Here is a 26675-nt window from a genome sequence, read left to right as displayed (position 1 = left end):
TTGCAGGCTGTGAATTGCTGCCAGTATAATTCTCCGGCAATTAGCACAGCATCCGCGCTGCAGGGACTAATTGATGAGACTAAGGCAGAGTTTCACAAATTGCAAGCAAAAATAACGATATGACTTGATTTTAAACAATTGCCTTCGCTGCCAAATCGGTCTTTTGACTCATTTTTTCACTTGATCGAGGTCGATTTGATTCGGGCAAGGGCGTCCTTGTTCAAAGTCGGTGATATTGCTGATCGTGGTTTCGGCGATATTTTTCAAAGCTTCCTCGGTGAAAAAAGCTTGGTGTCCGGTAATCAGGACGTTGGGAAAAGTCAGCAAACGCTGAAAAACGTCGTCTTGAATAACGTGATTGGATAAATCCTCAAAAAACAGATCCGTCTCTTGTTCGTAAACATCTAAGCCGAGGTAGCCAATTATACCAGACTTCAGTGCTTTGGTGACAGCTTTAGTGTCAATCAACTGACCGCGGCTGGTATTGATCAGCATCATCCCCGGTTTCATTTGCTCGATCGCCTCTGCACCGATCAAATGGTAAGTTTCCGGTATCAGCGGACAGTGGAGACTGACAATATCAGAGGCGGCGAATAGTTCCGGGAGTGCGACGTATTCCATGCCTATGGCGAGGCAATCTGGGTTTTGGTAAACATCGTATCCCAGCAGGCGACACCCGAATCCGTGCAGAATTTGGGCAGTAATTGCGCCAATTCTGCCTGTTCCGACGATTCCCACCGTTTTGCCGTGGAGGTCAAAACCCAACAGGCCGTCTAGGGCGAAATTGCCTTCGCGGACGCGGTTGTAGGCCCGGTGGATTCTGCGGTTTAGAGACAAAATCAAAGCGACTGCGTGTTCGGCGACGGCGTAGGGAGAATAAGCAGGAACTCGGAGGAGAGTTAGATTTAAATCCTTCGCTGCTGCTAAATCGACGTGATTGAATCCTGCGGATCTCAGGGCCAGCAAGCGGACGCCTTTTTCGGCAATGCTAAGCAGCGTTTTCGCGTCCAAGGAGTCGTTCACGAACGCGCAGACTGCCGGAAATCCCGCAGCCAAAACGCTGGTTTCCAGGTTCAGACGGGGTTCAAAAAAAACTAAATCGTGTTTGCCGCCGACATTCGCTGCTTCCAGGAATGTGCGATCGTAGGATTTGGTGCTGAATACGGCTACCTTCATGATTTTTGCCTGCAAACCCAGTAATAGTTGGAAATTATTTTCAGATTAACTCTAAATTTTAGTAGAACGCCGTTGCCCCAAACAACCCAGTTTCCACGATCAATATTGAGTTTCGCAACGAGGCCTCTCTCAAGAAACCAGATTTTTAGCCGTAAGGCAAGTCTTGCTTATTGTTTTGAATATAATTGCTTATACTGTAGTAAAGATCGAGCGCTACTTGCTAATTTTTTTTAAAAATCAGATGCAAAAAAAAATCAAAACTCAAATTTATGAAATCTTAGAAAAATCCGAGGTGGGCAATTTATACAGTTTAGGAGACGATATTTTTATAACTTGTTTAATTGTGATTAACGTCGCAGCTTTTATTGCTTCTACTTCGCCCACATTGTCGCTAGAACAAAAGTTAATCTTGGAAAATATCGAAATTGTTTCATCCTTAGTATTTACAATTGAATATCTTTTGAGGCTGTGGGTTTGTACAGTCGATAGCAGATACAGCCACGCGCTTTGGGGAAGATTGAGATACGGTCTTACACCGCTAAGTCTGATCGATTTAATTTCAATCCTACCCTTTTACTCATTGCTGTTATTTCCTAATTTAAGCTTCGTTAATTTGATTCGCCTACTGCGCTTATTGCGGTTGCTAAAAATGAGCCGTTATTCAGAATCGCTCAGAACTCTGGGAGCAGTATTGTACGCTAAAAAAGAGGAGTTAATTGCCACTGCATTTGCAGTTTTTATTCTGTTAATATTTGCCTCTAGCGTCATGTATTTTGTTGAAAACGAGGCGCATCCAGAAACTTTTGCGAGCATCCTCGATGCAATGTGGTGGGGAGTGGTGACATTAACTACTGTCGGTTACGGTGATATTTATCCAATCACTCCTTTAGGTAAATTTTTAGGCGCAATATTAGCATTTTTGGGAATCGGAATTTTTGCGTTACCTGCGGGGCTCATTGCTGCGGGTTTTTCCGAGGAAGTCCAAAGAAAAAAGCAGGAAAAAATGGCGGCCAATTTACAACAATCTGCTAATTATCAATCGATCAAAATGCTGGCGGAAATCGAGGTCGGGTTTCAACAAAACCAAAGTGCGATCGCACTTCACATCGAAAGTTCGTCAGAGTTGATGAAAATGTGTGTTCAAATGGCAAAACAGAAGTTAGGAAGTGAGTTCCAAGATGAGCAAATTTTGCGCGATTTAGCTATTCATTTGTACAATGAAGCAGTCCGTAAGTTCGAGCTTTAATTACAGATATACATTGCCTGTGATTGCCACCCCATTGTTACCATCGCTTGTAATTAGTAATGATTGCTTTATTTAATGAGTAAGTGTCAATAGTTACTTACCAATCTGGTGGCAAATTGTAATATTCGAGAGTTGATTTATCTGCCAGCAAATCTTGGGTTTTTCTGTCAATTTTAATCTCACCATCCGCCAAAACTAAAGCCCTTTGAGTTGTTTTCCCGATCCAATTCAAATTGTGAGAAGCGATCAAAATTACCTCGATCGGCAATTGGGACAAAACCTTAGCCAAATGACGCCGCCACGAGGGATCGAGTCCGTTCGTCGGCTCGTCTAAGATTAAAATTGTCGGCTCTAATGCTAAAATTGCTGCCAAGGCTGCTAATCTTCTTTGACCTCCCGAAAGTTCGTGGGCCGAACGGTTGGCAAATTCTACTAAACCAAATTCGTCTAATAGGGCTAAAGCTCGATCGCGCACAACTCCCGGCGGCACTCCGTAATTGCGCGGTCCGAACATGACATCCTCTAAAATAGTCGGCATAAATAGCTGGTCGTTAGCATCTTGAAAGCAAAATCCAATCTGCCTGCGCGCCTGCGATAGAGTCGCCTCTTCCAACTTTTTTCCCTGCACTCTAATCTCGCCTGATTGAGGCCTTTTTAATCCGATCAAGTTTTCGAGCAAAGTGCTTTTACCAGCACCGGTCAGACCGAGTAGAGCAACTCTTTCTCCCGGTTGCAAACTAAAAGAAATTCCCCGCAATACTGGCTTTTGATCGGGATAGCCAAATACTAAGTCTTGCACTTCGATTGTTGGTGCGGATTTGAGATTAGTCATCCGATTTTAGATGTTAGATGTTAGATTTTAGATTGAATAATTTTAACTCGTTACCAGGCAGAGCCTGGTAATGCAGATCGGTCGGCTCTGCCTCCATTTTTCCTCCGCAAGAAGCGAGGCAGAGCCTCTGGATATCGATTCCCAGGCCGAGCCGGGAACCAGTTAAATGCCCAATGCCCAATTACGAATAACCGTAAGAAGCTATTGTTAATCCGGCTGCTATTAAAATTGCTAATGTCAGCCAGAGTCGCTCTTTAGGTGTCGATTTTGAGTCGGAGGGCAAACTTCCTTTATAGCCGCGAATTAGCATGGCTGCGTGTACTCTTTCGGCCCGATCGAGACTTCGCAAATAAAGCGCTCCGATCATGGAAGCACTGGCGTAACGCAGCCATCCTCCCGTACCGGACAAGCCCCGGAGTTGGGCAGATATTTTCATGCGGTTGACTTCGGCCAGCAGGATTTCTAAGTATTGTCCTGTTAAAAGTACAATCTCTTGCAAACCTGCTGGTAGGGGTAATCCTTTGAGGGCGATTCCGAAACTGTGGGGTGGCAAAGTTAGCAGAAAACTGTTCATAATTAGCAGGCAAATTAGGGAACGCAGCAACAAAAAACTGGCGCGTTCCCAACCTTGGGGCAGCACTAATAAGGAGAGAAAAAGCAATTCTGCTCCCAACAGTTGCGCTAGGGTTCGCACCGGAGCCCGGAGCCAAAACGACCAAAAAAGTGCGATCGCCCCATAAATTCCCAGCCACAGCCAAGCGCCTGTCTTCAGAAAACCCATGCCAATCACAATTGTGAGAGACACTCGCAATCGAAAAGGTATGGAGAGTTTAGACATCTTTAGGTTTTACCACCAACTGAGCAATCCCAAAAGCCGCGCCGAAGCTGAAGGCAGACCCTAAAAGTCCAGCAATGCTAGTACCAATAGGCTGTTCTTCTAATCCTTTAACTGTGTAATCTGCTAAAGGAGTGGGATTTTCGATCGCCACAGCTTCTTTATCTTTAAATCCGTATTTTTCGGCTACCGCTTCTAACCCGTCAGGCCAACTTGAAGCGAACAGTGAAAGCACCCCGGAAATTAATAAAACTCCGATTACTGGCACTACCCATTTCTGCAATTGTGGCTGTTGTCCCGGCAGTAAATCCGGCCGCACTTTGACGAGATAAGTTAAAACGCCGCCTGTAATTACCCCTTCGCCAATCCCAATTAAAATATGTACGCCTACCATTGCTGGCAATGCGATATTGAGCCCTACTGTACCAGAAATTGCCAATTGGATCGCCACACTAATCGAAGCAGCCACGACGCTGAGGCCAGCGGCGATGCCCGCGGCTAGGGGCAAACGATTTCTGGAACCTCCCAAAAGTTGCTGCAATGGCTGCAACAGCCACCAGCCAACCCAAATGCCAACTAGCCCCATGTTAAAAATATTGGCTCCCAAGGCGGTGATGCCCCCGTCGGCAAACAAGACGCTCTGAATTATAAAAACTGTGCTCATCGCTAAAGTTGCCGCCCAAGGGTTCCCCAAAACGACGGATGCGAGCGCTCCTCCCAACAAGTGGCCGCTGGTGCCCCCGGCTACGGGAAAGTTGATCATCTGAGCTGCAAACACGAAAGCTGTGGTTAAGCCCATGATTGGGGCTTGTCGAAGTCCAAGACTGGCGCGGGTTCGATTTAGGGCAACTGCAATTACTGCTGCGCTTGCTATGCCGGTGGCAATGGCTACTGGCGGTGAAAGGAAACCATCAGGTATGTGCATCGATCTATCCCAAACGAGAGAACTTCCAACTCTTTAGTCAACTATTTTTTACAAAAATTTAAAACCCCCTCTGGGGGCATTAATGCGATCGAGCGATCGGGGGATTTGCGGCGGTCGATCGCTGATTTGACATAGATTCGGGCTTCACAGCCAAAGTTTTGAGGATGAAAAATGCAACATTAAATAATCCTGAAGAATTATTCGGATATTTTACCGAACACCCCCACATTCAAGCTTTTTGATAAGAACGATCAATGTTTGTTTACAGATTCATCTGCCAAATGTATTTACCACCAAGCTCAAGCAAGAATTTAAAAAAAATATCAAGAAAAAACTGAAAATCCCTAATTGGTTTTATTCCCACTCTTGAGAATAACTTACATTAAATTTGTGACCGAAAGCATCCAGGATACAAGCCCCCGGATTCATCCGTGGAGAAATAAAAAACCTGTGTCCGATGAAACTTGCCCCCAGAATTTATCCGTGGGGTCAATGCTATAATCAAAAATCAAAAATCGATTGACTTTTCCCATCGCAATGTGGCGCGTTAGGGAGCATATCATATTTGTAAAAACACTTCTTCTGGCTCCTTTCTTCTTCCTCTTCCCTCCTGCATCCTCCCTCCTGCCTCCTGCATCAAAACTCCAATTTTTAGCTTGGCTGCAAAAGTGAGATGCTGCGGCGCGTTAGCCAAAAAGAAAAGTTTCGCGGTTTTCATGTCAAGTCTTTGACAATCGAGGAGCAAGATCCCGCTAATGCTGTTGCTAAGGGGGTGGCCTAACCAGCTATTGCGACTAACAGTCCGCTTCCGGCTGCAAATAATTCCAGTGTAGCTGTTGACAACCCCAAAAATTTGCCTGACAAGTGTCCATACGTTGTACGTTTCACTAATACGTCTACTGAAACGGCTATTGCGAGTAGCCCTACAGATAAGACTGTCCAAGCTGTACCTGTATCAGCAGCCCAGCAGAAAGTTTAGGGGGTAGATGGAACAAATCAGACAGCAGAAATTACGGCTGCCGTAAAACTAGATGAGTTAGCTCTAAAAGTCTACGATCGCATCGATCGAAGTTGGCAAACTAGCCCTACGTTCAATCAAAATCTAGTCTATCGAGTCAGTACAAGTCAAGATGGGGCGATCGGCAATTTCGAGCCACTCAATCAACCAGCCAAGGATTACACCCAAGAAACTCCTTTGCCAAATCTCCTCCAATCTCCCGAAACTAGCAGCAACAATGCAGCACCAGTCGCTAAGTTTACTGTAGTGTTTGCTCCTACTGGAACCTTAGAAGTTAACCCCTAACTCACATATAACATCTATATCCGGCAAGGTGCGCCATCCGCACCTTACTTTTCATTTTTAACTTAAATGTGATATTATAAACAGCGCCCTCTAAGGCATTCTACCTCTAAAACAACAAATGAAAGAACTTGACGAGAAAAAAACCCAGGAACTGCTATGCACCATCATGGAATGGGAACTTGCAGGTGTCGTGCGCTATACCCACTATTCACTAATGGTGACAGGGCCAAACCGGATTCCCATCGTGCAGTTTTTTAAAGCACAAGCAACGGAATCTCTACTCCACGCCCAACAAGCAGGAGAAATTCTCACCGGTTTAGAGGGGCATCCCAGTCAGAAAATTGCTCCCATCGAAGAAACCTACAAACACTCGGTGAAAGACTTGTTAGAAGAAAGTTTAAATCACGAGAAAAAAGCCCTCAAAAAGTATAAATCTTTACTTGAAGTCGTGACAAACTCCAGCGTTTATTTGGAAGAATATGCCCGCAATCTAATTGGACAAGAAGAATTGCACCAAGTAGAACTGAAAAAAATGCTGCGGGATTATAGTTGATTAAATCATTAGTTAATTGTTATGGGTTATTGGTTATTGGTTATTTCCAATCACCAATGACCAATCCCCCATACCCATGCGCCATGATTATAAAAAATGAATTTTAGTGAAGCCATACCAACTTTTGTAATTACCTTGCGCGAAGGCGTAGAGGCCGCCTTAGTCATCGGAATTGTACTAGCTTGCCTCAAAAAAGCCGAGCAAAGTCACCTCAATTCTTGGGTTTATGCAGGTGTTGCAGCCGGCATTGGTGCTAGCGGTTTTGTGGGTATTTTATTCAATGGATTGCTCGCAGCACTATCAACATCCGAGCAGCCTTACGCACCAGTAATTAAACAGCTATTAGAGGGCGTGTTGGGCATTGTGGCGATCGCAATGCTAAGCTGGATGCTAATTTGGATGACTCAGCAAGCTCGCTTTCTCAAAGCAGAAGTTGAAGGAGCGGTTACAGCAGCTTTAACAGAAAATAGCAATGCCGGCTGGGGCGTATTTGGCTTAATTTTTATTGCGGTACTGCGTGAAGGTTTTGAAACAGTTATATTTGTCAGCGCTCAGTTTCAACAAGGTTTCACTCCTGCTTTGGGTGCTTTGGGCGGTTTGACTGGGGCGGCAATCATTGGCGCGCTACTGTTCAAGTGGGGCGTCAAAATTGATATCCGCCTGTTTTTCAAGTTTATGGGGATTTTGTTGCTGTTAATCGTGGCAGGTTTGGCAGTATCTGCACTCAAACATTTTGACCAAGCCGCAGGCATTTTGTCGCAGATGAATAGCAAGTACGCAGGGATTTGTTTTTATTACGATCGCCTGGCACCACTCCACTCTTGTATTTTAGGGCCTATGGTGTGGAATGCAGCAGAAATTTTGCCCGATCGACAATTTCCAGGAGTGATTCTCAAAGCACTTTTTGGATACAGAGATCGACTTTATCTCGTCCAAGCAGCCGCTTACACAATATTTTTAGCCACCATCGGCAGTCTTTATTTCCAAAAATTAGCCTCTAAGGCCACTCTTCCCAAGCAAAATACTCAGCCAGCTCGATCGGAAACTCGCCCTCAGTAGGTATGCAAGCAGTTGTTATCGATTGTTTTGCTGATTCCAGGCCGAGAAAAAAATTAGCCAACCAGGCAAAAAATTGCCCAAAAATTGTCAGGTTGCGGGATTGATTATTTGACTTTTATATCATATGATTTAAAGATGTTAATCTAGTTTATTTTTTTATAAATATTTGTATTGATATTATTTAATAATACCGTCAATTCCCCAAAAAAGCAAGCCATACACCCTCAAAAAACACCAAAATTTTATCAGCAAAATTAACTAACTTAAAAAATTTACAGTTAACGGTTAACAGGGTTATGGAAAACGCGGACTACCGTTAGGGCGATCCTGTGAAGCCCCACGCGCAGGCTGCAAAAGTTAAGGCTGTTCTTCCCGACCAAGAATCTGCCCCCAGCAAGATTTGGGACAAACAGTTTTCTGATATGCGCTCTTAGGGCTTATAATAAGTACAAGAATATTTACAGAGCCCCGAGAGTTCTTAATCAACCTTATCATCCTTAATGAAGCTTAAAATTAAAAAATTGTTCGTTAAAGTTACCTGGAACCCCCAGAAGGCTGTAGGATCTGCCATTCGGTTAGCGGTGAGATAAATAATGATGCCTCGGATACTTGTTATTGATGATGACGCGGCGATCGCCGAACTCGTAGCAGTCAACCTAGAAATGGCTGGCTACGAAGTCACCCAGGCAGAAGACGGCATCAAAGGTCAGGCACTAGCAATACAACTGCTCCCCGACCTGATCATGCTAGACCTCATGCTGCCTAGAGTAGACGGATTCACCGTATGTCAGCGTTTGCGGCGTGACGAGCGCACCTCAGACATTCCCGTCTTGATGTTGACCGCCTTAAGTCAAACTCAAGACAAAGTAGAAGGCTTCAACTCCGGCGCCGATGACTACCTGACCAAACCCTTTGAACTAGAAGAGATGCTAGCCCGAGTGCGAGCTCTACTAAGGCGCACAGACCGCATCCCCCAAGCTGCCAAACACTCCGAAATCCTGAATTACGGCCCGCTGACCCTTGTCCCCGAAAGGTTTGAAGCTGTTTGGTACGATATGACCGTCAAACTGACCCACCTAGAGTTTGAGTTGCTGCACTGCTTGCTTCAGCGCCACGGTCAGACAGTCTCTCCCAGCGAAATTCTCAAAGAAGTGTGGGGTTACGACCCCGACGACGACATCGAAACTATTCGTGTACACATCAGACACCTGAGAACCAAGATGGAACCCGATCCCCGACATCCTCGGTACATCAAAACCGTATACGGGGCTGGTTATTGCCTGGAGTTGCCCAACAACGAGCAAGTAGCTGAAGAAACCAAATCCTCTGCGTGAGCTAGCGCGCCAAATGCAACAAGCAGTTAAAAATCCCGCTAGAAAAGCCTGAGAGCAAATGCTCTCAGGCTTGGTTGTTTGGAGTTTGAGATGAATATGTCAACAAGTAGGCATTAACTCTCTTGATTCGGAAAAAAACAATCCCGCGCCCCCCTCTAACCATACTTTTAGAGAAGCTTGTCCATAGGAAAGTACCGGATTTCTTTTTCCACCTTGTCTTTTCCGAGAGGATGGGATACCTACTTAAACAATACTCTAGCCATAATACTCTTTAATAATATTATTTATCAATAAATTTTGAGATATTCCTTGAGCTGCTATTTTTGCTAACTAGAAGCCAAACTCCGCTCAAGCGCCAAAAACAGTCATAACCGTCATATAACGAGCTTTTTTCCTACTGATTTACATACCTGAACTCAAATCAGTGAAAATTTTTCTCAAATACCCCTTGACGAAACTACTAAAATTGTTGATTATCTATATCAATAACCTGCGATCGCTTAAAACTCCCCTGGCATCTTTCTCAAGAGGTAAATCGCCGTGACCAGCATGGCAAAAAAATCCTTCCCAGCCGAAGGAAAATCATTTCCCTCGTGGGTCGGCAACGCCCGCTTAATCAACCTTCCGGCCGTTTGCTAGGTACCCACGTCGCCCACGCCGGCCTCATCGTCTTCTGGGCGGGAGCCTATACCCTATTAGAGCTTTCCCGCTTTAACCCAGAATTGCCCATGTACGAACAAGGCTTAATCCTGTTGCCAAACCTAGCCAGACTCGGCTGGGGCGGCGGTGCAGGAGGCAAAATTGGCGATACTGATCCGTACTTCGCCGTTAGGGCGATTCAGCTAATCAGCTCAGCCTTTCTCTGCTTCGGCGACATCTTTCACTCGCTCAAAGCGCCAGCAACCCTCGAAGCAAGAACTTATTTTTTTGGCTACACATGGGAAGACGCAGACAAAATGACCACCATCTTGGGCATCCGCCTAGTTTTGCTGGGTGTCGCTACCTTCTTGTTGGTGGCCAAAGCTATGTATTTGGGTGGTTTATGACTGTCTTTTTCTAATAGTTATGTATTGCCACTTTGATTATTTTTGTGGAGTCTGTCCGTAACATTGCCAGAAGGAGTCCATCAAATCAAGCGCTTGTATCCAATTCCTTTTCCTTGTTATTGGGATTTTTTTACTAAGGACTACCGCCTCACATTTACAGTGCGCCCGTGCGTTGCTTGTACTGAAGATGCGATCGGTTGCACTGACTTTGAACCTAAGACTTGTTTTACCAATGCTTATCCGCAACATTGCTCTCAACTTCACAAAAATTACGAAGAAATACCGAAAACAACTTTTTTAATTCCACTTTTAGCAAGGGGGATAGGTGGCTAGCAGCTTACCCTGGACTAAAGGGGGAGTCTAGATTTATATGGATTATCACGGAAAATATACTTTAGGAGCCTCTAAAAAATAGCACGAATAAATAACAGATAATCCATGACAATCATCGCTCAACTTATTTATTTTTTCCGACATGAATTTATACAGTGCTAACTCACTCAAGGTCGAACTCAACCAAAGAGGCTGCCGCCTGACTCCCCAGCGAGAAACTATTTTGAGTGTTTTTCAAAATCTGCCACAAGGCAATCATTTAAGTGCGGAAGAATTATACAAGACTTTGCAGAATCAAGGAGAACGAATAGGCTTGTCTACTGTCTACAGAACGCTGCATTTATTAGCAAGGATAGGAATTTTGCGTGAACTAGAATTAGCAGAAGGACACAAACATTACGAACTGAATTTTCCCGAATTGCACCACCACCACCACCTGGTTTGCATTCAGTGTCACAAAACCTTTGAATTTAGCGATGAATCTATTTTAAGAATTGGCAAAAAGCAAGTTGAAAAAGCTGGGGTAGAACTGCTTGACTGTCAATTAACTGTGCGAGCTGTTTGTTTGGAAGCGCTACGGGAGGGATGGCCTTCTTTGGTACCCAGCAATTGGTTGTGTCCCAGATATCATTCGGAAATGGAGGAAGAAAGTAGTTGATAGGGATGAAATACACTTCGGTAATCGGGAATTGGTGGTCATTGGTAATTTGTGCTTTGTTATTCGTTATGAGCTGTTAGTTATTAGCACCTACAAATACCCAATGACAACTGACAACAGACTGCTAACTGCTGACGGGTGAATTCACTTTTGCAATCAAGCAACCTCAGAAGAATCGCAACGTTGGTGTTCCATCCGAAATATGTTAGCGTACAAACTAGCAATAATCTGTTTGCCTTCCTGCGTCAACTGCAAGTAACCGAGAGATTCACTGATGTGAGGATAAATGCCGCTCCAGTAAAACTTAGAGTAGCTTTGCAGCAGGTCCCCCGGATGTCGATAGCCCAAAAGTTTAGTAGCCCCGCTTTCTTCCAACTCGTAAAACAGCGCGCCAATTTTCTGCAAATATTGCGGGTTGCTGAGCTGACCTATCAAGTCAGCACCGCGCACTAAACTAGAGTAATTAACTGCATCCTCGTCCGTGTTGCCGTCAAGCACGGAGAAACGAGTCTGTTCTATGTTCTGCTTAATTATCTCCGCATTTATTAGCTTGTGGTTGCCGAAGCGCTCGTCAATGAACAATTTAGCTCTGTCAACTCGGTAAGGAGCTAAGCTAGCCGCTGTTGCACCGGGAGCAAGTGCAATTCTCATGCCATCTTTTCCAGTAGCATACAATCCTTCTGATTCTTGGTCTTGCCGGCAAACTCCTTTGACATATCCGATGTCTTGGCACAGCAAAGAAATGATGAAGTGCAGCCAATCTTCGCAGGAAACTCCGCCCTTGCGAATGTGTTTTCCCCGCAAGATTTCTTGACCGACTAAGCTAATGCAAATGGCGTGTTCTACATTGTGATAAAGAGCGTCGCTGTTGGCGATGTTTTCTAACGCCATTGCCCCCACCCAGGCAATAATGTCAGCATAGTCTGATTTGTAGCCTCCGTAAGTGCGGCTGTACCCGTTCTGAAGTTGTTCGATGAAAGCCTCGATCAGCAGTTCTGTAGAATTAAACATACCATGTCCTTTTACCTTAATATTTCCTTTTAAGAGCGGTGCATCTATTTGGGAGTCCTCTAATTTTATGGAGGAGATTTTAGCTCACAACTCATGCACCCCGTGTGCGTTATGCTCTGTGGGTGGCAGGTGGGTGGCAATCTCAAAACTCATTGACGCAGCTAGGCCCGGGGAGTTACCAAGCAATCTCGCGCCCTGAGTCAAAATTCCCAAGTAACTCAGTCCATCACTGACACCCATCCCCGCCGTACTGCATACAGCAGCCTGCTGACAATTTTTCGATCCTCTGAACTTTTTAAACTGTGAGAATTAATTGCGTATTGGATTTGCTGGAAGACAGTCCGATCGATCTTACCGGATTTCCAAATATTGAAGTAAAGTTCGGAAATTTTATATTCAGGAATATAAGCTTTGGTTGTCATCTGCAGTCAACTCAATGTATATTTCTTATTGTCCGGCAGTTTTAGATAATTTTATGTGATGTAGATCGGCTATAGACTGTGATGCGATCCCAGGCAGGAGTTAATGCACTTCTCCTCACAATCGTAATTTGATCGAAAAAGCGCGATATTGCGATCGTCATAAATTTTGCTGACGGCTCTGAAAATCATCATAGTTGCGCCTAAATTATAAGATGTCACATACCATTCTCCCGTTGCGCTCGCCCCTGGACAACTTGCAGCAAGGAAGGAAGTTTGATCGCGGGTCGCGCAAATTTCTTGCCAAAGAAACACCCGTCGTGTACAATATAGAGTCTGGTATCCTCACTTACCCATAATTATTTTCATTCATCCCGTCCCCCCAGAGGGGAAGGGACTTTCAGTGCGGATACAGCCAAATCACTATATTCAGCAAAAAGCTAGAAATGCCGTAACTCATGCCCACTATTCAGCAACTCATCCGTTCAGCACGGGAACAAACGCAGAAAAAAACCAAATCGCCAGCTCTCAAGAGTTGCCCCCAGCGCCGCGGAGTTTGCACCAGAGTGTACACGACCACCCCGAAAAAACCCAACTCGGCGCTGCGGAAGGTGGCTCGGGTACGGCTGACCTCTGGTTTTGAAGTCACCGCCTACATCCCTGGGATCGGTCACAACTTGCAAGAACACTCGGTAGTAATGATCCGGGGCGGTCGGGTAAAAGATTTGCCCGGAGTTAGATACCACATCATTCGGGGTACATTAGACACCGCTGGGGTGAAAGACCGCAAGCAGGGTCGTTCCAAATACGGGGCCAAGCGTCCTAAAGAGAAAAAATAACACGGAACTCGCCCGATCGTCGGGGTAGGGAAGCAAAAATAAATCCGATCGCGCCGCTCAATTGCACGCTCGATCGTCATAAATCGAGATGTGATCCCAAAACCCCAAACTCAATCATTCAAAATCAAAAATCCCAAATAGAACTATGTCTCGCCGCACAGTTATTCAAAAACGTCCAGTTCCACCAGATCCAACCTACAACAGCCGGTTGGTAAGCATGATGGTGAGACGGATCATGCAGCACGGCAAAAAATCCGTTGCCTCCAGCATCGTCTACGACGCCCTCAAAACCATCCAAGAACGCACAGGGGCTGAACCGTTAGACTTGTTTGAAAAAGCAGTCAAAAACGCGACACCCCTGGTAGAAGTCAAAGCCCGCCGGGTAGGTGGCGCCACCTACCAAGTACCGATGGAAGTGCGTTCCGATCGCGGTACAACACTCGCCCTCCGCTGGCTGATCAGATTTGCCCGCGCCCGCACTGGCCGCTCGATGGCAGCCAAGCTAGCCAACGAACTGATGGATGCAGCTAACGAAACAGGGAGTGCTATTCGCAAGCGCGAAGAAACTCACCGCATGGCTGAAGCTAACAAGGCTTTTGCTCACTACCGCTACTAACTGCAACACCGGGCATGGAGAAGAGCGCGATCGTGCGGTATAAAAGCATCGGGTGAGAAATTGGAAAGTGTAAGTTTTGAGTGTTGAGATTGCTTCTCTTGGCGCACTTGCGATTCGTGAAGCAAACTCAAAACTCTCAAAATCAAAACTCATGCACTCAAAATTTATGCACTCTCTGAATCCTCCATGTCGCATCCTTAATATTTTTGTAAACAAATCTTGCAAAAAATATTAAAATGTAACAATAAGCTCCAGAGACTTTTGTAAGTCACTGGGGAGTGCAAAATAGGGTTACTGTGTAGTATAATAGTATTATAACAGCAACACAAGATTAAGGAGGTAGCTGTGGCACGTACCGTCCCGCTAGAAAAAACTCGCAACATCGGCATCGCAGCCCACATAGACGCGGGCAAAACAACAACAACTGAAAGAATTCTGTTCTATTCAGGCATGGTTCACAAAATGGGTGAAGTGCACGAGGGAACAGCAGTCACTGACTGGATGGAGCAAGAGCGGGAGCGGGGAATTACGATTACTGCCGCTGCTATCACCACCAGTTGGAAAGATTACAAAATCAACATCATCGACACTCCCGGACACGTAGACTTCACGATCGAAGTCGAACGCTCGATGCGAGTGCTCGACGGAGTGATCGCAGTGTTCTGCTCGGTAGGGGGAGTGCAGCCGCAATCCGAAACAGTTTGGCGACAGGCCGATAGGTACAAAGTACCGAGGATCGTGTTCGTCAACAAAATGGATCGGATGGGGGCAAACTTCTACAAAGTCTACGGCCAAATTCGCGATCGAATGAGAGCGAACGCCGTACCCATCCAAATCCCGATCGGCAGTGAAGAAAACTTCCGGGGAATTGTAGACTTAGTGCAAATGAAAGCCTATATCTACAACAACGACATGGGAACCGACATCGAGGAAGTAGAAATCCCCGATGAAGTAAAGGATCTAGCCGTAGAATACCGCACCAAGCTGATCGAGTCGGTAGCAGAAACCAGCGACGCCCTGACGGAGAAATACCTCGAAGGCGAAGAGTTAACGGAAGACGAAATCCGCTTGGCCCTGCGTCACGGCACTGTCGAAGGTACGATCGTCCCCATGTTGTGCGGTTCGGCCTTCAAAAACAAAGGCGTTCAGTTGTTGTTGGATGCAGTCATCGACTACCTGCCGTCGCCATTGGAAGTTCCCCCAATTCAAGGGCTCCTGCCCAACGGCGACACCGCAGAACGATTTGCAGACGACGGCGCGCCCCTGTCAGCCCTGGCATTCAAAATCATGGCTGATCCCTACGGTCGGCTGACCTTTGTTCGCGTCTACTCCGGTATCCTCAAAAAAGGAACCTACGTCCTGAACTCCACCAAAGACAAAAAAGAGCGGGTTTCTCGCCTAATTGTACTCAAAGCGGACGATCGGATAGAAGTTGAGGAACTGCGGGCAGGAGACTTGGGAGCAGCCTTGGGTTTGAAAGACACCTTCACCGGCGACACCCTCTGCGAAGAAGGAGCGCCAGTGATTCTGGAATCTCTGTTTATTCCAGAGCCAGTCATCTCGGTGGCTGTCGAACCCAAAACCAAACAAGACATGGAGAAGCTATCCAAAGCCCTCCAGTCACTCTCGGAAGAAGACCCCACCTTCCGAGTCAACGTTGACCCAGAAACCAACCAGACAGTCATCGCCGGCATGGGCGAACTGCACCTGGAAATCCTGGTAGACAGGATGCTGCGGGAATTCAAAGTAGAAGCCAACGTGGGTCAGCCACAAGTAGCCTACCGTGAAACCATTCGCAAATCCGTCCGCGCCGAAGGTAAATTTATCCGCCAAAGTGGCGGTAAAGGTCAGTACGGTCACGTTGTGATCGAACTAGAACCCACCGAAGTCGGAAGCGGCTTTGAATTTGTCTCCAAAATTGTTGGTGGCACTGTACCCAAAGAGTACATCGGCCCGGCAGAACAAGGGATGAAAGAAGCCTGCGAATCAGGTATTGTAGCAGGGTATCCCGTGATTGACCTCAAAGCTACTATGGTAGACGGGTCTTTCCACGACGTAGACTCCTCAGAAATGGCATTTAAGATCGCCGGTTCAATGGCGATCAAAGAAGCCGTCATGAAGGCGTCGCCAGTGCTGCTAGAGCCTATGATGAAAGTAGAGGTTGAAGTTCCCGAAGATTACATCGGGAACGTCATCGGAGACCTCAACTCGCGTCGGGGTCAGATCGAAGGTCAAGAGACGGATCAGGGGATAGCCAAAGTTTCTGTAAAAGTTCCACTAGCAGAAATGTTTGGTTACGCCACCGACATCCGCTCGAAAACCCAAGGTCGAGGCATCTTCACAATGGAATTCAGCCATTACGAAGAAGTGCCGCGAAACGTGGCTGAAGCCATTATCGCTAAGAACAAAGGAAACTAATGATTTTAGATTTTAGATTTTGGATTTTGGATTAAATCCAAAGTCTAGAATCTAAAATCTAAAGTCTAAAATCGCTAAAAGAAACAAGGAACAGATCAAGAATGGCACGCGCAAAATTTGAACGGAATAAACCCCACGTAAACATCGGCACGATCGGTCACGTTGACCACGGCAAAACAACTTTGACCGCCGCGATTACGATGACTCTCTCTGCACTAGGTCAAGCAAAGGCTAAGAACTACGCCGACATCGACGCTGCGCCAGAAGAAAAAGCACGGGGTATTACGATTAATACTGCTCACGTGGAATACGAAACCACAGGTCGGCACTATGCCCACGTAGATTGCCCCGGACACGCTGACTATGTGAAAAACATGATCACCGGTGCTGCTCAAATGGACGGCGGCATCCTAGTAGTGTCAGCAGCAGACGGCCCCATGCCTCAAACTCGCGAACACATCCTGCTAGCTAAGCAAGTTGGCGTTCCCAGCTTGGTTGTGTTCTTGAACAAAGAAGACATGGTGGATGATGCTGAACTTTTGGAATTGGTAGAACTGGAAGTTCGCGAACTTTTGAGCTCTTACGATTTTCCGGGCGATGACATCCCCATCGTCACAGGTTCGGGATTGAAAGCTCTCGAAGCGATGCTTGCTAATCCCAAGACTGTCAAGGGCGAAAATGAGTGGGTTGACAAAATCTACAAGCTGATGGAAGAAGTAGATGCTTACATCCCCACGCCAGAGCGCGAAATTGACAAGCCTTTCTTGATGGCTGTAGAAGATGTATTCTCGATTACGGGTCGCGGTACTGTTGCTACTGGTCGGATTGAGCGCGGCACAATCAAAGTCGGCGAAACAGTCGAATTGGTGGGTCTTAAGGACACTCGCAGCACTACGGTGACTGGTGTGGAAATGTTCACCAAGCAGTTGGATGAAGGTTTGGCCGGCGACAACGTGGGTCTACTGCTACGGGGGATTTTAAAGGCGGATATTGAACGCGGAATGGTGATTGCCAAGCCGAAAAGCATCATGCCTCACACTCAGTTTGAATCTGAAGTGTACATCCTGAAGAAGGAAGAAGGCGGTCGGCACACGCCCTTTTTCTCTGGATATCGCCCTCAATTCTACGTCCGTACCACTGACGTGACCGGCACGATCGCACAATTCACCGCTGATGACGGTAGTGAAGCAGAAATGGTGATGCCCGGTGACCGGATCAAAATGACTGTTGAGTTGATTCACCCGATCGCGATCGAACAAGGAATGCGCTTCGCTATCCGCGAAGGCGGCCGCACCGTCGGCGCCGGCGTTGTTTCCAAAATCCTTAAGTAGGAATCCGATAACAGCTTAAATAGCAGAAAAGCCACCAAATTTAATCAGGCTTTTCTGCTATTTAGTGATTAGTCATTAGTCAAGATTCCGAAGTTAGCAGTTAGCTCAAAAACAACTGCAAATAGACGACAGACGACAGACAACAGACAACAAACAACAAACTGAACCTCGAAAATTCAAGAAACAAAAATGGCAACAATTCAACAGCAAAAAATTCGCATTCGCCTCAAAGCTTTCGATCGCAGGATTCTAGACGCATCATGCGAAAAGATTGTAGATACAGCAAATCGGACAGCAGCCACAGCGATCGGCCCGATTCCCCTACCCACAAAACGGCGGATTTACTGCTTGCTGCGATCGCCCCACGTAGACAAAGATTCTCGCGAACACTTTGAAACCCGCACGCACCGCCGGATTATCGACATTCACCAGCCATCGGCCAAAACAATTGACGCTTTGATGAAATTGGATTTGCCAGCCGGCGTAGATATCGAAGTCAAGCTGTAGATTGAGTTATCGAAAACTCGGAAAGAAGGAACAAAGATTAAATAAATTGTTCCTTCTTTTTGTTGAAATTTTCCTAGTCATTAGTTATTAGGTATTAGTTATTAGTTAATAATTAGCAAAAATTTCTGCTCCGACACGAACTTAAATAATTATTCTTAATTAAGGCGCGATCACTACAAAAATGCTCCTTTAGCAGTCGCTATCATCGCCTTTGGACTCACTTAGTTTACCAAAAAGGTATATTTAACATTTTGACGAAATAACGCCTTTGTCAAGCTGCCAGCACCGGAGATAGCTCGCCGTCGCTTCCGTTGCGAGCGAAAAAGCCCGATCGCTCCTGCCCCGGAATTGCCTTTAATCAGTTAAAGTAAGAAAAATAAGCGCAAGTACCGTCACTTTTGAGCGACAATGGCATCCTCTTCCTCTGTAGCAGTTCGCGAACTCCCCTTATTTCCGTTGCCGGAAGTGGTTCTATTTCCAGGTAGGCCACTCCCACTGCAAATCTTCGAGTTTCGCTATCGAATCATGATGAATACGATTCTGGAGGGCGATCGGCGTTTCGGTGTACTCATGTGGGACCCCAACCAAAACAAAGTCTCTGCCGTTGGCTGTTGCGCCGAAGTGATTCACTGCCAACGCCTGCCCGACGATCGCATGAAAATTATGACTCTCGGGCAGCAGCGGTTCCGAGTGCTCGACGCCGTTCGGGAAAAACCCTATTTAGTCGGTCTAGTAGAATGGATCGAAGACGAACCGCCGCAAAAAGACCTCAGACCTTTGGGAAAAGATGTCGAACAACTGCTGAGAGATGTAGTTCGCCTCTCCAGCAAATTGATGGATCAGCCGATCGACCTGCCCGAAGACATTCCCAGTTTGCCTACAGAATTGTCCTACTGGGTAGCCAGCTACCTTTACGGCGCAGCGACAGAACAGCAAACTCTTTTAGAATTGCAAGATACTGCTGCGAGATTGGAACGCGAAACCGAAATTTTGACTTCTACTCGCAATCATTTGGCAGCGAGGACTGTACTTAAAGATACGCTCAAGTAGCCAATGGGCGCAGGAAAAAAGTACGATCGGTTTGACCTGCATTGAAGAAAGAATTACACACAAATCATACCATTTTCGATTTTCAATTTTCGATTGGGAATGAGTTATGAACTAAGGGTTTGGAGATGGCCTACAGTTCCATTCTTTTTTGGAACTGGTATCTGTTTAATTCTTAACTTCAAACAGGTTCGGATAGGTTCCTTATAGCAGTAAATGCTTGTGTTAGACAATCACGACCAACCGAAACCATACGATGCAGTTAGAGGCGGTCAACTGCCACCTCCTGTGGGCGGTGTAGTGCTCGGCGGACTAGCAGGAGTTAAACATCGGCTGTCTAGTTCTGTCAACGAACATCGAATGGCCGCCCTGAGAGAGACATTGAATTACGGCGATGCAGGCTTAAAAATAGTCATCAAGATTTGTCAAAGCGAAACAGGGCCAGTGCAGCGGGCAGCCTGCGATTTGCTTCGACAAAGGCTGAATTCGATCGCCCGCGAAAAATTACAGGCTTTTGTAGCTTCAAGTTCAGATTCAGAAGCAGAGTTAGACAGCACGGAAAAAATATTAAAGCACTCATCCGGTGCAGTCTCAGAAAAAAATTACGATCGGCAAATGTCCGAAGCACAGTTAATATTTGAGACAATTTCGCAGCAGATGCAACCAAATTTGTTGCTATTAGAAGCACTGGTAGCCTCTGTAGAACGCGAAGAATTTACTACTGAATTGATGAATCTTTGGGAACTATTAATCTTAGAAATTCAGGAACCTCTCAAAGAACTGCGTCAGGCTGTTGGCATTGCGATTTCCGCCCAACTGCGGATTCAGTGGCTGTACAATCAAGCTGAATCTCAAGCCAACCAGTGGCAGCAGCGAGCTTTGCTAGCTCTTCAGACACAGGATGAAAATTCAGTCCGCCTCGCCGTGGTTCGCAAGCAGGTTCAATTCGATCAGGCAGCAGAACTAAAAATTGACTTAGACTACCAAACTGTGCGAGTAGAAAATCTCAACCGCAACTTGCTGGCTTTGGAAAGTAAGATTGCTCAAGCTAATTCCAAGAAAGAGATCCTCAAGATGCAGCTTCATTTTGCTAAGGTACAGCAGCAAATAGACTTCACTTTCAGCCAAGTCAATAGTATATTTTTTAGTCCTTAGTTGTCGGATTCTCCGGTTATATATTCCGTGAGATCAAACTTGTCTGACGCAAAAATGTATAGCCCCACTTAAAATTGCTTCATCTAGCTTAGCTCCCTCAAGATTAGCACCGCATAAAAATGCGCCGCTCAAATTAGCACCGCTCAAATCAGCTTCTCTCAAATCTGCGCCCTCAAGGTTACTTTCACACAAAAAAGCGTTTTTCAAGTTGGCTTTTCTGAGGCTCGCTCCCCGCAGTTTAGCCTCGCTTAAATTGGCTTTTTCGAGATTGGTATTGTCCAAGCAAGCATCTAGGAGATTCGCTTCCATCAGGTTTGCGGCGTACAAGGATGCTCCGCTCAAATTAACACCAATCATTTTGGTGTCGCTCAAGTTGGCGTTTTCCAAGTTTGCCTCAATCATGTCGGCTCCTGTTAATCGTGCGAAACTTAGATCGGCTCGGCTCAGGTTAGCTCCATTGAGTTTTGTCATGACCAGGCAAGCATTCTTGAGCTTGGCAGCTATTAAGTTTGCACCCCTTAAGTTTGCCAAAGCAAAATTTATTTCTTTGAGATTCGCGCAGGCTAGATTAATATGAGTTAGGAAAGCTTCTCGCAAAGAAGCCTCTTTCAAGTTTGTTTCATGAAAATTTCTTTCTCCGGCTGCGTATCGTTTGAGAAGTTCATCAGCATTCATCTCACCAGCCTCCTAAGCTTGACTTAAAAAGTATACTACATAAAAGAAAATTATACTACTGACAGTACATTGTAGCAACCAAAGATTTTTAAAGTTTCTGTGTGATTTTTTAATTCTTCGAGTGCAGAGCGAACAAATGCTTGGCAGGCGTTAGCCTCAACGTCCATAAAGAAAATATATTCTCCGAGGGATCTTTTAGTCGGTCTAGATTCAATCCGACTTAAATTAATACCCCGACTGGCAAATACTTGCAAAGGTTTTACCAGTGCTCCCGGCATATTGGCAGGTACGCTAAAAGCTAGTGAGGTATGGGTGCAATTAGACGGTGAAGCATCAAGGATCAACTCAGGAGCAGATTGTGTAATGGATTTAATGGATGAGCGAGCCCCTGATTCTACGTTTCCGATTTCTCCACCACTCCTGCTGAGTACCCAAAAGCGAGTGTAATTATCGGGATAATCATTAATGGGGTGAGCTAACACTGGCAAATGGTAAAGTTCAGCAGCTCTTGGGGAAGATATCGCTGCTACATTTCTATCTTCCAGATATTGCAATGCTTCCGTGGTAGAATTCGCCGGAATTAATTGAGCTGAGGGAATAAACTGCCCCAACCATACCTGACACTGAGCTAGCGCTTGCGGGTGAGAGTAAACTTTTTGAATCTCGTTAAAATTTTTGGCATTAGACACCAGGGCGTGGGAAATTGGCAAAACTAAGGCGTGTTGAATGCGGAGTTGATCGAGTCGCCACAGTGTATCTAAGGTGACAGTCACGCTGCCTTCGATCGAATTTTCGACGGGTACAACTGAATAGTCAACCTGCCCTACGGCAGATGCCTCTAGCGCTTGGGAAATGGTGGAATAAGGACATAGGGTGCATTCCAAGTTAGTTTCCAAGCTCAACCAATTGACATAAGCTAGAGCCGCTGTTTCTGCATTTGTACCAACAGGGCCGAGATGTGCGATAGAAATTTTCATTTAGAGGCAATTTTAGGTTACAAATGTTTGCTTTACTCTCATCAGCTAGGAAGTATGATGAAAAATTAGCGATGTCGCGAAAGGTTTTATCAGTGATTTCTCGGATGACATTGCTGGGTTCGCGACTTAGTGCGCGACTTATGTCACCTTAAAAAAGGTGATACTTTATTAAGATATGCTTAGGAATCCTTTATTTTGATATTTTCTCATGTATATCCGCTTTAATTCTTCCCAATCCGTTGAACTCGCCGTACCAGAGGAACGGGTTCCCATTCAACATTATCTGCGCCAGCCGAGGCGACTGGTGAACGCCCTTGTCGATCGAAGTCGCACAGAGCAGCTAAGCGATGACTGTTTCCGCCTAAAAATGCGACCGTTACAATTTATGATGCTGAGCATTCAACCCACAGTAGACATGAGGGTGTGGGCTGAGTCGGATGGCACAATCAATTTGGAGTCCGTCGCCTGCGACATTCGTGGCGTAGGTTATATAAATGATCGCTTTGCTCTCAATCTCAAAGGAAAGCTTTGTGTACACCAAAGCAGCGGGGTAGCATACTTGAAGGGAAAAGCGGATTTGGAAGTGCAAGTAGAATTACCGCCGCCGTTTTGGCTGACGCCCAAACCCATTTTAGAAGCAACGGGGAATGCTTTGCTCAAGAGCGTACTGCTGAGCGTGAAACAGCGGTTGATGTACCAGTTGCTCTTAGATTACCGCCGCTGGGCAAACAGCGAAAGTGAGCTAATATCGATCGATCTCCCCCCAATCTTATCTTTAGAAGGCTGACATTCTACTACAGAACCTGTTAATTAATGTATAGGGATATTTAGGCACAAATCAGGCCACTTACCACAATATTAGTTAGACGCTCGAATTGGGCATCGGTCTCTTTGTTGGAACTAGCCAGCAGGGAGAGATAGCTGCTGGTCAGTCAAGATCGATGTGAGTCAGCCCCCCATGTTCATCGTCTTCGATGATTCCCACGCCCCCAGGCCAAACTGTTGACATGTCTTTTGAAACTTCGTCCTTTTGGCGGAGTTCGCGCTGCGGTGGCTTGATTATTTTGCCCGGTTGATTCGTGGCGGCCACCCGAATCCTGATTTTTGGCCCGGAATTGCCCAAGCGAATTGTCATCCCGTCCACAACGGACACCTGAGCGATCGGTCTATCATCTACATAAGTGCCGTTAGCACCAAAATTAATAATTTCCCAGCCATTGGCGTGATTCCACAGCTCTACGTGGTGGCGGGAAACTACAGCGCTGTAAATAATTACATCATTGTCGTTCGATCGACCGATCCGAACCACCGGTTCTGATTCAAAACACCAACTTTGAACTGGGACAGACTGGATAGGATGTAACAGAGTTAAGGTAATCACTGATGTTTTGACACTCCACCGCCAGACAGAAACGGGGATACTTCCAGAGAGATTTTTTGGGAGAAAACTGCAAAAAATTTGCTTTTTAAAGGCGTCGTCAGTGCGCCACTATTCCCTCTATCTGCCGTAAAAGTCAAACTTTTGGCGGCTTGAGGCATTTCAACCAACTTTTGAGGGTTAGCTTTTGGGGCAGGCGCAAATTTTTGCTGTCCTCGGTAACAACCACACACGATGTTATTAATCGGGTGAACTTCCCAGTGATGGACAGTGGTTAAAACCGCTTGATTAATTTGGTCTGTGAGGACGCGATTGTGCCGATGGGTGAGCCGCTCAATTCGATCGGCTAAATAATCCTTTTCCCGCTGATGAACCAGAGAATTTAACTCAGACCCGTGCGGGCTGCACCGCTGATTCAAGTTCTCGATGGGGCGACAGTCACTGCTCAACGACTCGCTGTTTATAAAGCAAGAAGTTAACCAATTATTAATCCTGGGGTCTCTAGATAAAATACTTGTTGATTGTATCCAACAGCATAGGTCTTTTTGAGTTGCTAACATTTTCCTTATTGATGCGATACCTTTAAAATACAATGCTTTGAGCAGCACTGGAATTTTGAGCGACAACGCATCAATCTCTCATAGCGAAAATACCGATCGACCTTCCTCGCGCGCGCGGCCCCAAAATGTGAGCGGCAATTAGTCCCCCGGCGAGCGGGAAGGCCAAAGTTCAGCTCAAATCTAAGTCGGGCGGCTCCGGGTTCGGCTCTGGTCGGACAGATTCTTGCCTTTGCCGCTTCAACTCTGCAACTTTTTCTTGAGCTACATCCCTGACTTCGAGAGCTTTATCTTGGAATTTTTCCGCCAGACTTTGAGCGCCCCGCTTCACACCTGCCACATTTTTGAGAGTTCTGTCGAAATCTTCATGTAAAAACTCTGCTACCAGACCGACTTTTTTGTGCAGTCCCTCCGCGTACTGCACTGGCTCCGATACAGCAGCTTCAGAGACGATCGCCCGCTTGCTGCCGATAGTCGAAATAGCTGCCACAGGTAACAAGTAAATGTCGTCTAAAACACCGCGCCAGCCGCTCGATTTAAATAGGTAGTGGGTGACTGAACCCGTGCGGACATCAAATAGGTAGTCAACCACTGCACCTGCCTTATTCCCAGCGTCCGTGAGCACCTCAAGGCCGATCGGACAAACAGCTTGTTCCGGCTGATGCAATTCCGGCAGTTCCGGGTTAATGGTGACAAAAACATTTTCCCCCACCGTATCAACTTGCGCCCAAGCGAACCAAGTTTTTTTGCTGCCCAAAAGTCCCGACTTGCAAGTAAAGCCGATCGCTCGCTGGGAGTGAGCATCGAGCCAAACTCGATCTACCCTGCCGACCTCTTCCGCCGTTCTGCGGTCGATCGTGCGTCGGTTGAGCAGTTCGCTGCGCCTAACAATCTGTGGTGATGTACTCATAAATAAACTCCTGAGTGCCGCCTTTGAAAAATGTCGATCGTCCAAAGAAGCCGATTTAATATTCTTCTTCCGAATAATGGCGATTATTATCTGCCTCGGTTAACTCCTCCTCTTCCCTGGAAGTGCCAACTTCTTTTTGGTCGGGAACAGGAATCGTGCTAATGTGCACGCCGCCCGAGGGAGCGTTAATTTCCTTAGCCTCCCTGGGCTTGACGCTAATTTGTCCTAACTGGACTGAGGACTGATTCGGGCCTACGTTGATTTGAATTTTCGGCCCTGAGCGAGCCAAGTGAACGATCAGACCGTCCACAATGGGAACCTTAGCGATCGGCTTACCATCGAGGTAAGTGCCGTTGGTACCTAAATTGATCAGTTCCCAAGTTATGCCGCTGCGCCGCAATTCGATGTGGCGACGAGAAACCACAGCGCTAAAAAGAACGACGTGGTTTTCCGTCGAGCGCCCGATCCGGACGACCTGCTCGTCTTCAAAGATCCAACTGCGGACGGGTATAGACTGGAGTGGATGTAGCAAGGTCAGCTTAATCACATTGGCAGCATTGAGTTTTGGTAGAGCGCCTTAATATGCGATTTTAGATTTTAGACTTTCGATCGCCCAATCCAAACTCGCTCTAAGAGATTTGAAATAAAAACGTAACCAGGTCTCCTTTGCCCAGAGAGATGCGGTCTCCCGGTCGCAACCGGTGGCGGTTTCCCTTGGGTAGCGGAGTATTGTTGACGTAAGTGCCGTTGGAACTGCCTACATCTTCTAGGTAGCAAGCATCTCCCTCCACCCGGAGATTTGCGTGTACCCGAGAAACTATCTCAGAATTAGCAAATCCCGAAACATCAATATCCGGCGGTACTAAGTCATTTGGCTTGCCTATGTGAACCACAGACAGACTGTGAGGCAATTCCATCGGCGTATTTGTCTGAACGTGTAGCAGGCGGGCCGACTGCTGTTGCAGTTGAGTTTTAGCTACACCTGCTGGCTGTGGGCCCGGAACCGTAGGAGAGATATTTACTGGTGTTGCCACCGATTCAGTTGTAACAGGAACCGAGGGCGATGGCGGGGGATCGGGAATCGTCGGAATGCTGGCGGGAGTTTTTTCCAAGTTAAGGCCCTTATTCAGGGTAACTAGAGGTTCCGCCATCAGGGGATCGGGTGGGACTAAATCCGGCGCCGGTGACGATACCACTGTGGGGCCTACAGGTGAGGGGGACGGTACTGTCACCTCAACTTCTGGAACTATGGAACCCGGACGCAAGTTAAAGCCACACTGGCCGCAAAATGCTGCATCTGTCTGAACTGCTGCACCGCAGTTCGAGCAACTTGCGGTAACAGGTAAAGGCGTGTAGCAAGCCTCACACTGGCTGGCCCCGTCGGGGTTCTGGTGATTGCAATTGGGACAGACAATCATCGATTTCTCCTTGCTATCGGCCAGATTTTCAAATCAGCCTCATAAAAATACTCGTGTATATGGTCAAATTTTAACTTTAACCGCCACAATTCTTATATTGCTTCGCTAATACTAGCA

Annotated in this window: 30 protein-coding genes; 15 read left to right on the top strand and 15 right to left on the bottom strand. The window is 46.4% G+C overall.

Annotated elements, in window-relative coordinates; translation table 11 throughout:
• Positions 1 to 168 precede the first annotated feature (168 nt).
• On the bottom strand, positions 169 to 1176 hold the full coding sequence (locus tag QUA77_RS03725) for a 2-hydroxyacid dehydrogenase (RefSeq protein WP_333034818.1): 1008 nt from the start codon (positions 1174 to 1176) through the stop codon (positions 169 to 171).
• A 241-nt stretch (positions 1177 to 1417) separates the two neighbouring features.
• Here QUA77_RS03725 and QUA77_RS03720 point away from each other — a divergent pair, with 241 nt between their 5' ends.
• Positions 1418 to 2422, top strand: a complete 1005-nt coding sequence (locus QUA77_RS03720) for an ion transporter (RefSeq protein ID WP_333449294.1) — start codon at positions 1418 to 1420, stop codon at positions 2420 to 2422.
• A 97-nt stretch (positions 2423 to 2519) separates the two neighbouring features.
• On the opposite strand, the gene QUA77_RS03715 is transcribed toward QUA77_RS03720, so the two are convergent.
• The 5 genes from QUA77_RS03715 to QUA77_RS03695 all read right to left on the bottom strand — a co-directional run bounded on the left by QUA77_RS03715 (position 2520) and on the right by QUA77_RS03695 (position 5732).
• On the bottom strand, positions 2520 to 3254 hold the full coding sequence (locus QUA77_RS03715; RefSeq protein WP_333449293.1) for an ABC transporter ATP-binding protein: 735 nt from the start codon (positions 3252 to 3254) through the stop codon (positions 2520 to 2522).
• Positions 3255 to 3435: 181 nt separating this feature from the next.
• Positions 3436 to 4092, bottom strand: a complete 657-nt coding sequence (locus QUA77_RS03710; protein ID WP_333059027.1) for an energy-coupling factor transporter transmembrane component T — start codon at positions 4090 to 4092, stop codon at positions 3436 to 3438.
• On the bottom strand, positions 4085 to 5014 hold the full coding sequence (locus QUA77_RS03705; RefSeq protein WP_333034810.1) for an energy-coupling factor ABC transporter permease: 930 nt from the start codon (positions 5012 to 5014) through the stop codon (positions 4085 to 4087). The genes QUA77_RS03710 and QUA77_RS03705 overlap by 8 nt, the downstream gene beginning before the upstream one ends.
• Before the next feature lie 79 nt (positions 5015 to 5093).
• Complete coding sequence (locus tag QUA77_RS03700) at positions 5094 to 5243, bottom strand: hypothetical protein (protein ID WP_333034808.1); 150 nt, start codon at positions 5241 to 5243, stop codon at positions 5094 to 5096.
• A gap of 330 nt (positions 5244 to 5573) precedes the next feature.
• Positions 5574 to 5732, bottom strand: coding sequence for a hypothetical protein (locus QUA77_RS03695; RefSeq protein WP_333449292.1), 159 nt, complete (start codon positions 5730 to 5732; stop codon positions 5574 to 5576).
• Positions 5733 to 6435: 703 nt separating this feature from the next.
• Here QUA77_RS03695 and QUA77_RS03690 point away from each other — a divergent pair.
• From QUA77_RS03690 to QUA77_RS03665, 6 genes are all read left to right on the top strand, one after another.
• On the top strand, positions 6436 to 6870 hold the full coding sequence (locus tag QUA77_RS03690) for a ferritin-like domain-containing protein (protein WP_333034807.1): 435 nt from the start codon (positions 6436 to 6438) through the stop codon (positions 6868 to 6870).
• A 96-nt stretch (positions 6871 to 6966) separates the two neighbouring features.
• Positions 6967 to 7929 carry an FTR1 family protein gene (locus QUA77_RS03685; protein WP_333449291.1) on the top strand — a complete coding sequence of 321 codons (963 nt, stop codon included), beginning with the start codon at positions 6967 to 6969 and terminating at the stop codon, positions 7927 to 7929.
• Between the two features lie 596 nt (positions 7930 to 8525).
• Positions 8526 to 9263 carry a response regulator transcription factor gene (locus tag QUA77_RS03680; protein WP_333034951.1) on the top strand — a complete coding sequence of 246 codons (738 nt, stop codon included), beginning with the start codon at positions 8526 to 8528 and terminating at the stop codon, positions 9261 to 9263.
• A gap of 593 nt (positions 9264 to 9856) precedes the next feature.
• Positions 9857 to 10309, top strand: coding sequence for a hypothetical protein (locus QUA77_RS03675; protein WP_445302055.1), 453 nt, complete (start codon positions 9857 to 9859; stop codon positions 10307 to 10309).
• Between the two features lie 63 nt (positions 10310 to 10372).
• Positions 10373 to 10642, top strand: a complete 270-nt coding sequence (locus tag QUA77_RS03670; RefSeq protein ID WP_333034805.1) for a hypothetical protein — start codon at positions 10373 to 10375, stop codon at positions 10640 to 10642.
• Between the two features lie 142 nt (positions 10643 to 10784).
• The gene (locus QUA77_RS03665; RefSeq protein ID WP_333034803.1) at positions 10785 to 11300 is read left to right on the top strand and encodes a transcriptional repressor; all 516 of its coding nucleotides are present in this window, start codon (positions 10785 to 10787) and stop codon (positions 11298 to 11300) included.
• Between the two features lie 156 nt (positions 11301 to 11456).
• Here QUA77_RS03665 and QUA77_RS03660 read toward each other — a convergent pair whose 3' ends face one another.
• Both QUA77_RS03660 and QUA77_RS03655 read right to left on the bottom strand, forming a co-directional pair.
• A complete protein-coding gene (locus tag QUA77_RS03660) occupies positions 11457 to 12311 on the bottom strand; it encodes an Npun_R2479 family HD domain-containing metalloprotein (RefSeq protein ID WP_333034801.1) in 855 nt (284 codons plus the stop codon).
• 218 nt (positions 12312 to 12529) lie between these two features.
• A complete protein-coding gene (locus tag QUA77_RS03655) occupies positions 12530 to 12733 on the bottom strand; it encodes a hypothetical protein (protein ID WP_333449290.1) in 204 nt (67 codons plus the stop codon).
• Between the two features lie 455 nt (positions 12734 to 13188).
• Between QUA77_RS03655 and rpsL the strand changes: the two genes are divergently transcribed.
• From rpsL to QUA77_RS03620, 7 genes are all read left to right on the top strand, one after another.
• Positions 13189 to 13569: a 30S ribosomal protein S12 gene (rpsL, locus tag QUA77_RS03650; protein ID WP_006632197.1), complete on the top strand. Its 381-nt coding sequence runs from the start codon at positions 13189 to 13191 to the stop codon at positions 13567 to 13569.
• A 145-nt stretch (positions 13570 to 13714) separates the two neighbouring features.
• Positions 13715 to 14185 (top strand): 30S ribosomal protein S7, encoded by a 471-nt coding sequence (gene rpsG, locus QUA77_RS03645; RefSeq protein ID WP_006632196.1) that lies wholly within the window; start codon positions 13715 to 13717, stop codon positions 14183 to 14185.
• A gap of 345 nt (positions 14186 to 14530) precedes the next feature.
• On the top strand, positions 14531 to 16603 hold the full coding sequence (gene fusA / locus QUA77_RS03640) for an elongation factor G (RefSeq protein ID WP_333034798.1): 2073 nt from the start codon (positions 14531 to 14533) through the stop codon (positions 16601 to 16603).
• A gap of 101 nt (positions 16604 to 16704) precedes the next feature.
• Complete coding sequence (gene tuf, locus QUA77_RS03635) at positions 16705 to 17934, top strand: elongation factor Tu (RefSeq protein ID WP_333034796.1); 1230 nt, start codon at positions 16705 to 16707, stop codon at positions 17932 to 17934.
• Positions 17935 to 18123: 189 nt separating this feature from the next.
• Entirely contained in the window at positions 18124 to 18441 is a 318-nt protein-coding gene (gene rpsJ / locus QUA77_RS03630; RefSeq protein WP_006632193.1) for a 30S ribosomal protein S10, read from the top strand.
• 408 nt (positions 18442 to 18849) lie between these two features.
• Complete coding sequence (locus QUA77_RS03625) at positions 18850 to 19491, top strand: LON peptidase substrate-binding domain-containing protein (RefSeq protein ID WP_006632192.1); 642 nt, start codon at positions 18850 to 18852, stop codon at positions 19489 to 19491.
• 213 nt (positions 19492 to 19704) lie between these two features.
• Positions 19705 to 20643, top strand: a complete 939-nt coding sequence (locus tag QUA77_RS03620; protein WP_333034795.1) for a PspA/IM30 family protein — start codon at positions 19705 to 19707, stop codon at positions 20641 to 20643.
• A gap of 33 nt (positions 20644 to 20676) precedes the next feature.
• On the opposite strand, the gene QUA77_RS03615 is transcribed toward QUA77_RS03620, so the two are convergent.
• The gene (locus tag QUA77_RS03615; protein ID WP_333034794.1) at positions 20677 to 21318 is read right to left on the bottom strand and encodes a pentapeptide repeat-containing protein; all 642 of its coding nucleotides are present in this window, start codon (positions 21316 to 21318) and stop codon (positions 20677 to 20679) included.
• 50 nt (positions 21319 to 21368) lie between these two features.
• Positions 21369 to 22295: a prephenate dehydratase gene (gene pheA / locus QUA77_RS03610; protein ID WP_333034793.1), complete on the bottom strand. Its 927-nt coding sequence runs from the start codon at positions 22293 to 22295 to the stop codon at positions 21369 to 21371.
• Positions 22296 to 22503: 208 nt separating this feature from the next.
• Here pheA and QUA77_RS03605 point away from each other — a divergent pair, with 208 nt between their 5' ends.
• Positions 22504 to 23082, top strand: coding sequence for a DUF1997 domain-containing protein (locus tag QUA77_RS03605; RefSeq protein ID WP_333034791.1), 579 nt, complete (start codon positions 22504 to 22506; stop codon positions 23080 to 23082).
• A gap of 141 nt (positions 23083 to 23223) precedes the next feature.
• On the opposite strand, the gene QUA77_RS03600 is transcribed toward QUA77_RS03605, so the two are convergent.
• The 5 genes from QUA77_RS03600 to QUA77_RS03580 form a co-directional block, all read right to left on the bottom strand.
• Positions 23224 to 23676 carry an FHA domain-containing protein gene (locus tag QUA77_RS03600; RefSeq protein WP_333034790.1) on the bottom strand — a complete coding sequence of 151 codons (453 nt, stop codon included), beginning with the start codon at positions 23674 to 23676 and terminating at the stop codon, positions 23224 to 23226.
• Complete coding sequence (locus tag QUA77_RS03595; RefSeq protein ID WP_333449289.1) at positions 23673 to 24122, bottom strand: hypothetical protein; 450 nt, start codon at positions 24120 to 24122, stop codon at positions 23673 to 23675. The genes QUA77_RS03600 and QUA77_RS03595 overlap by 4 nt, the downstream gene beginning before the upstream one ends.
• A gap of 280 nt (positions 24123 to 24402) precedes the next feature.
• On the bottom strand, positions 24403 to 25140 hold the full coding sequence (locus QUA77_RS03590; protein ID WP_333034788.1) for a PRC-barrel domain-containing protein: 738 nt from the start codon (positions 25138 to 25140) through the stop codon (positions 24403 to 24405).
• Positions 25141 to 25195: 55 nt separating this feature from the next.
• The gene (locus QUA77_RS03585) at positions 25196 to 25687 is read right to left on the bottom strand and encodes an FHA domain-containing protein (RefSeq protein WP_333034787.1); all 492 of its coding nucleotides are present in this window, start codon (positions 25685 to 25687) and stop codon (positions 25196 to 25198) included.
• 82 nt (positions 25688 to 25769) lie between these two features.
• Complete coding sequence (locus tag QUA77_RS03580) at positions 25770 to 26558, bottom strand: FHA domain-containing protein (protein ID WP_333034786.1); 789 nt, start codon at positions 26556 to 26558, stop codon at positions 25770 to 25772.
• Positions 26559 to 26675: the final 117 nt, after the last annotated feature.

Origin of the sequence: Microcoleus sp. K5-D4 (assembly GCF_036704575.1) — a bacterium.
Taxonomy (GTDB): domain Bacteria; phylum Cyanobacteriota; class Cyanobacteriia; order Cyanobacteriales; family Microcoleaceae; genus Microcoleus.
This window is presented reverse-complemented; position numbering and strand designations above follow the sequence as displayed.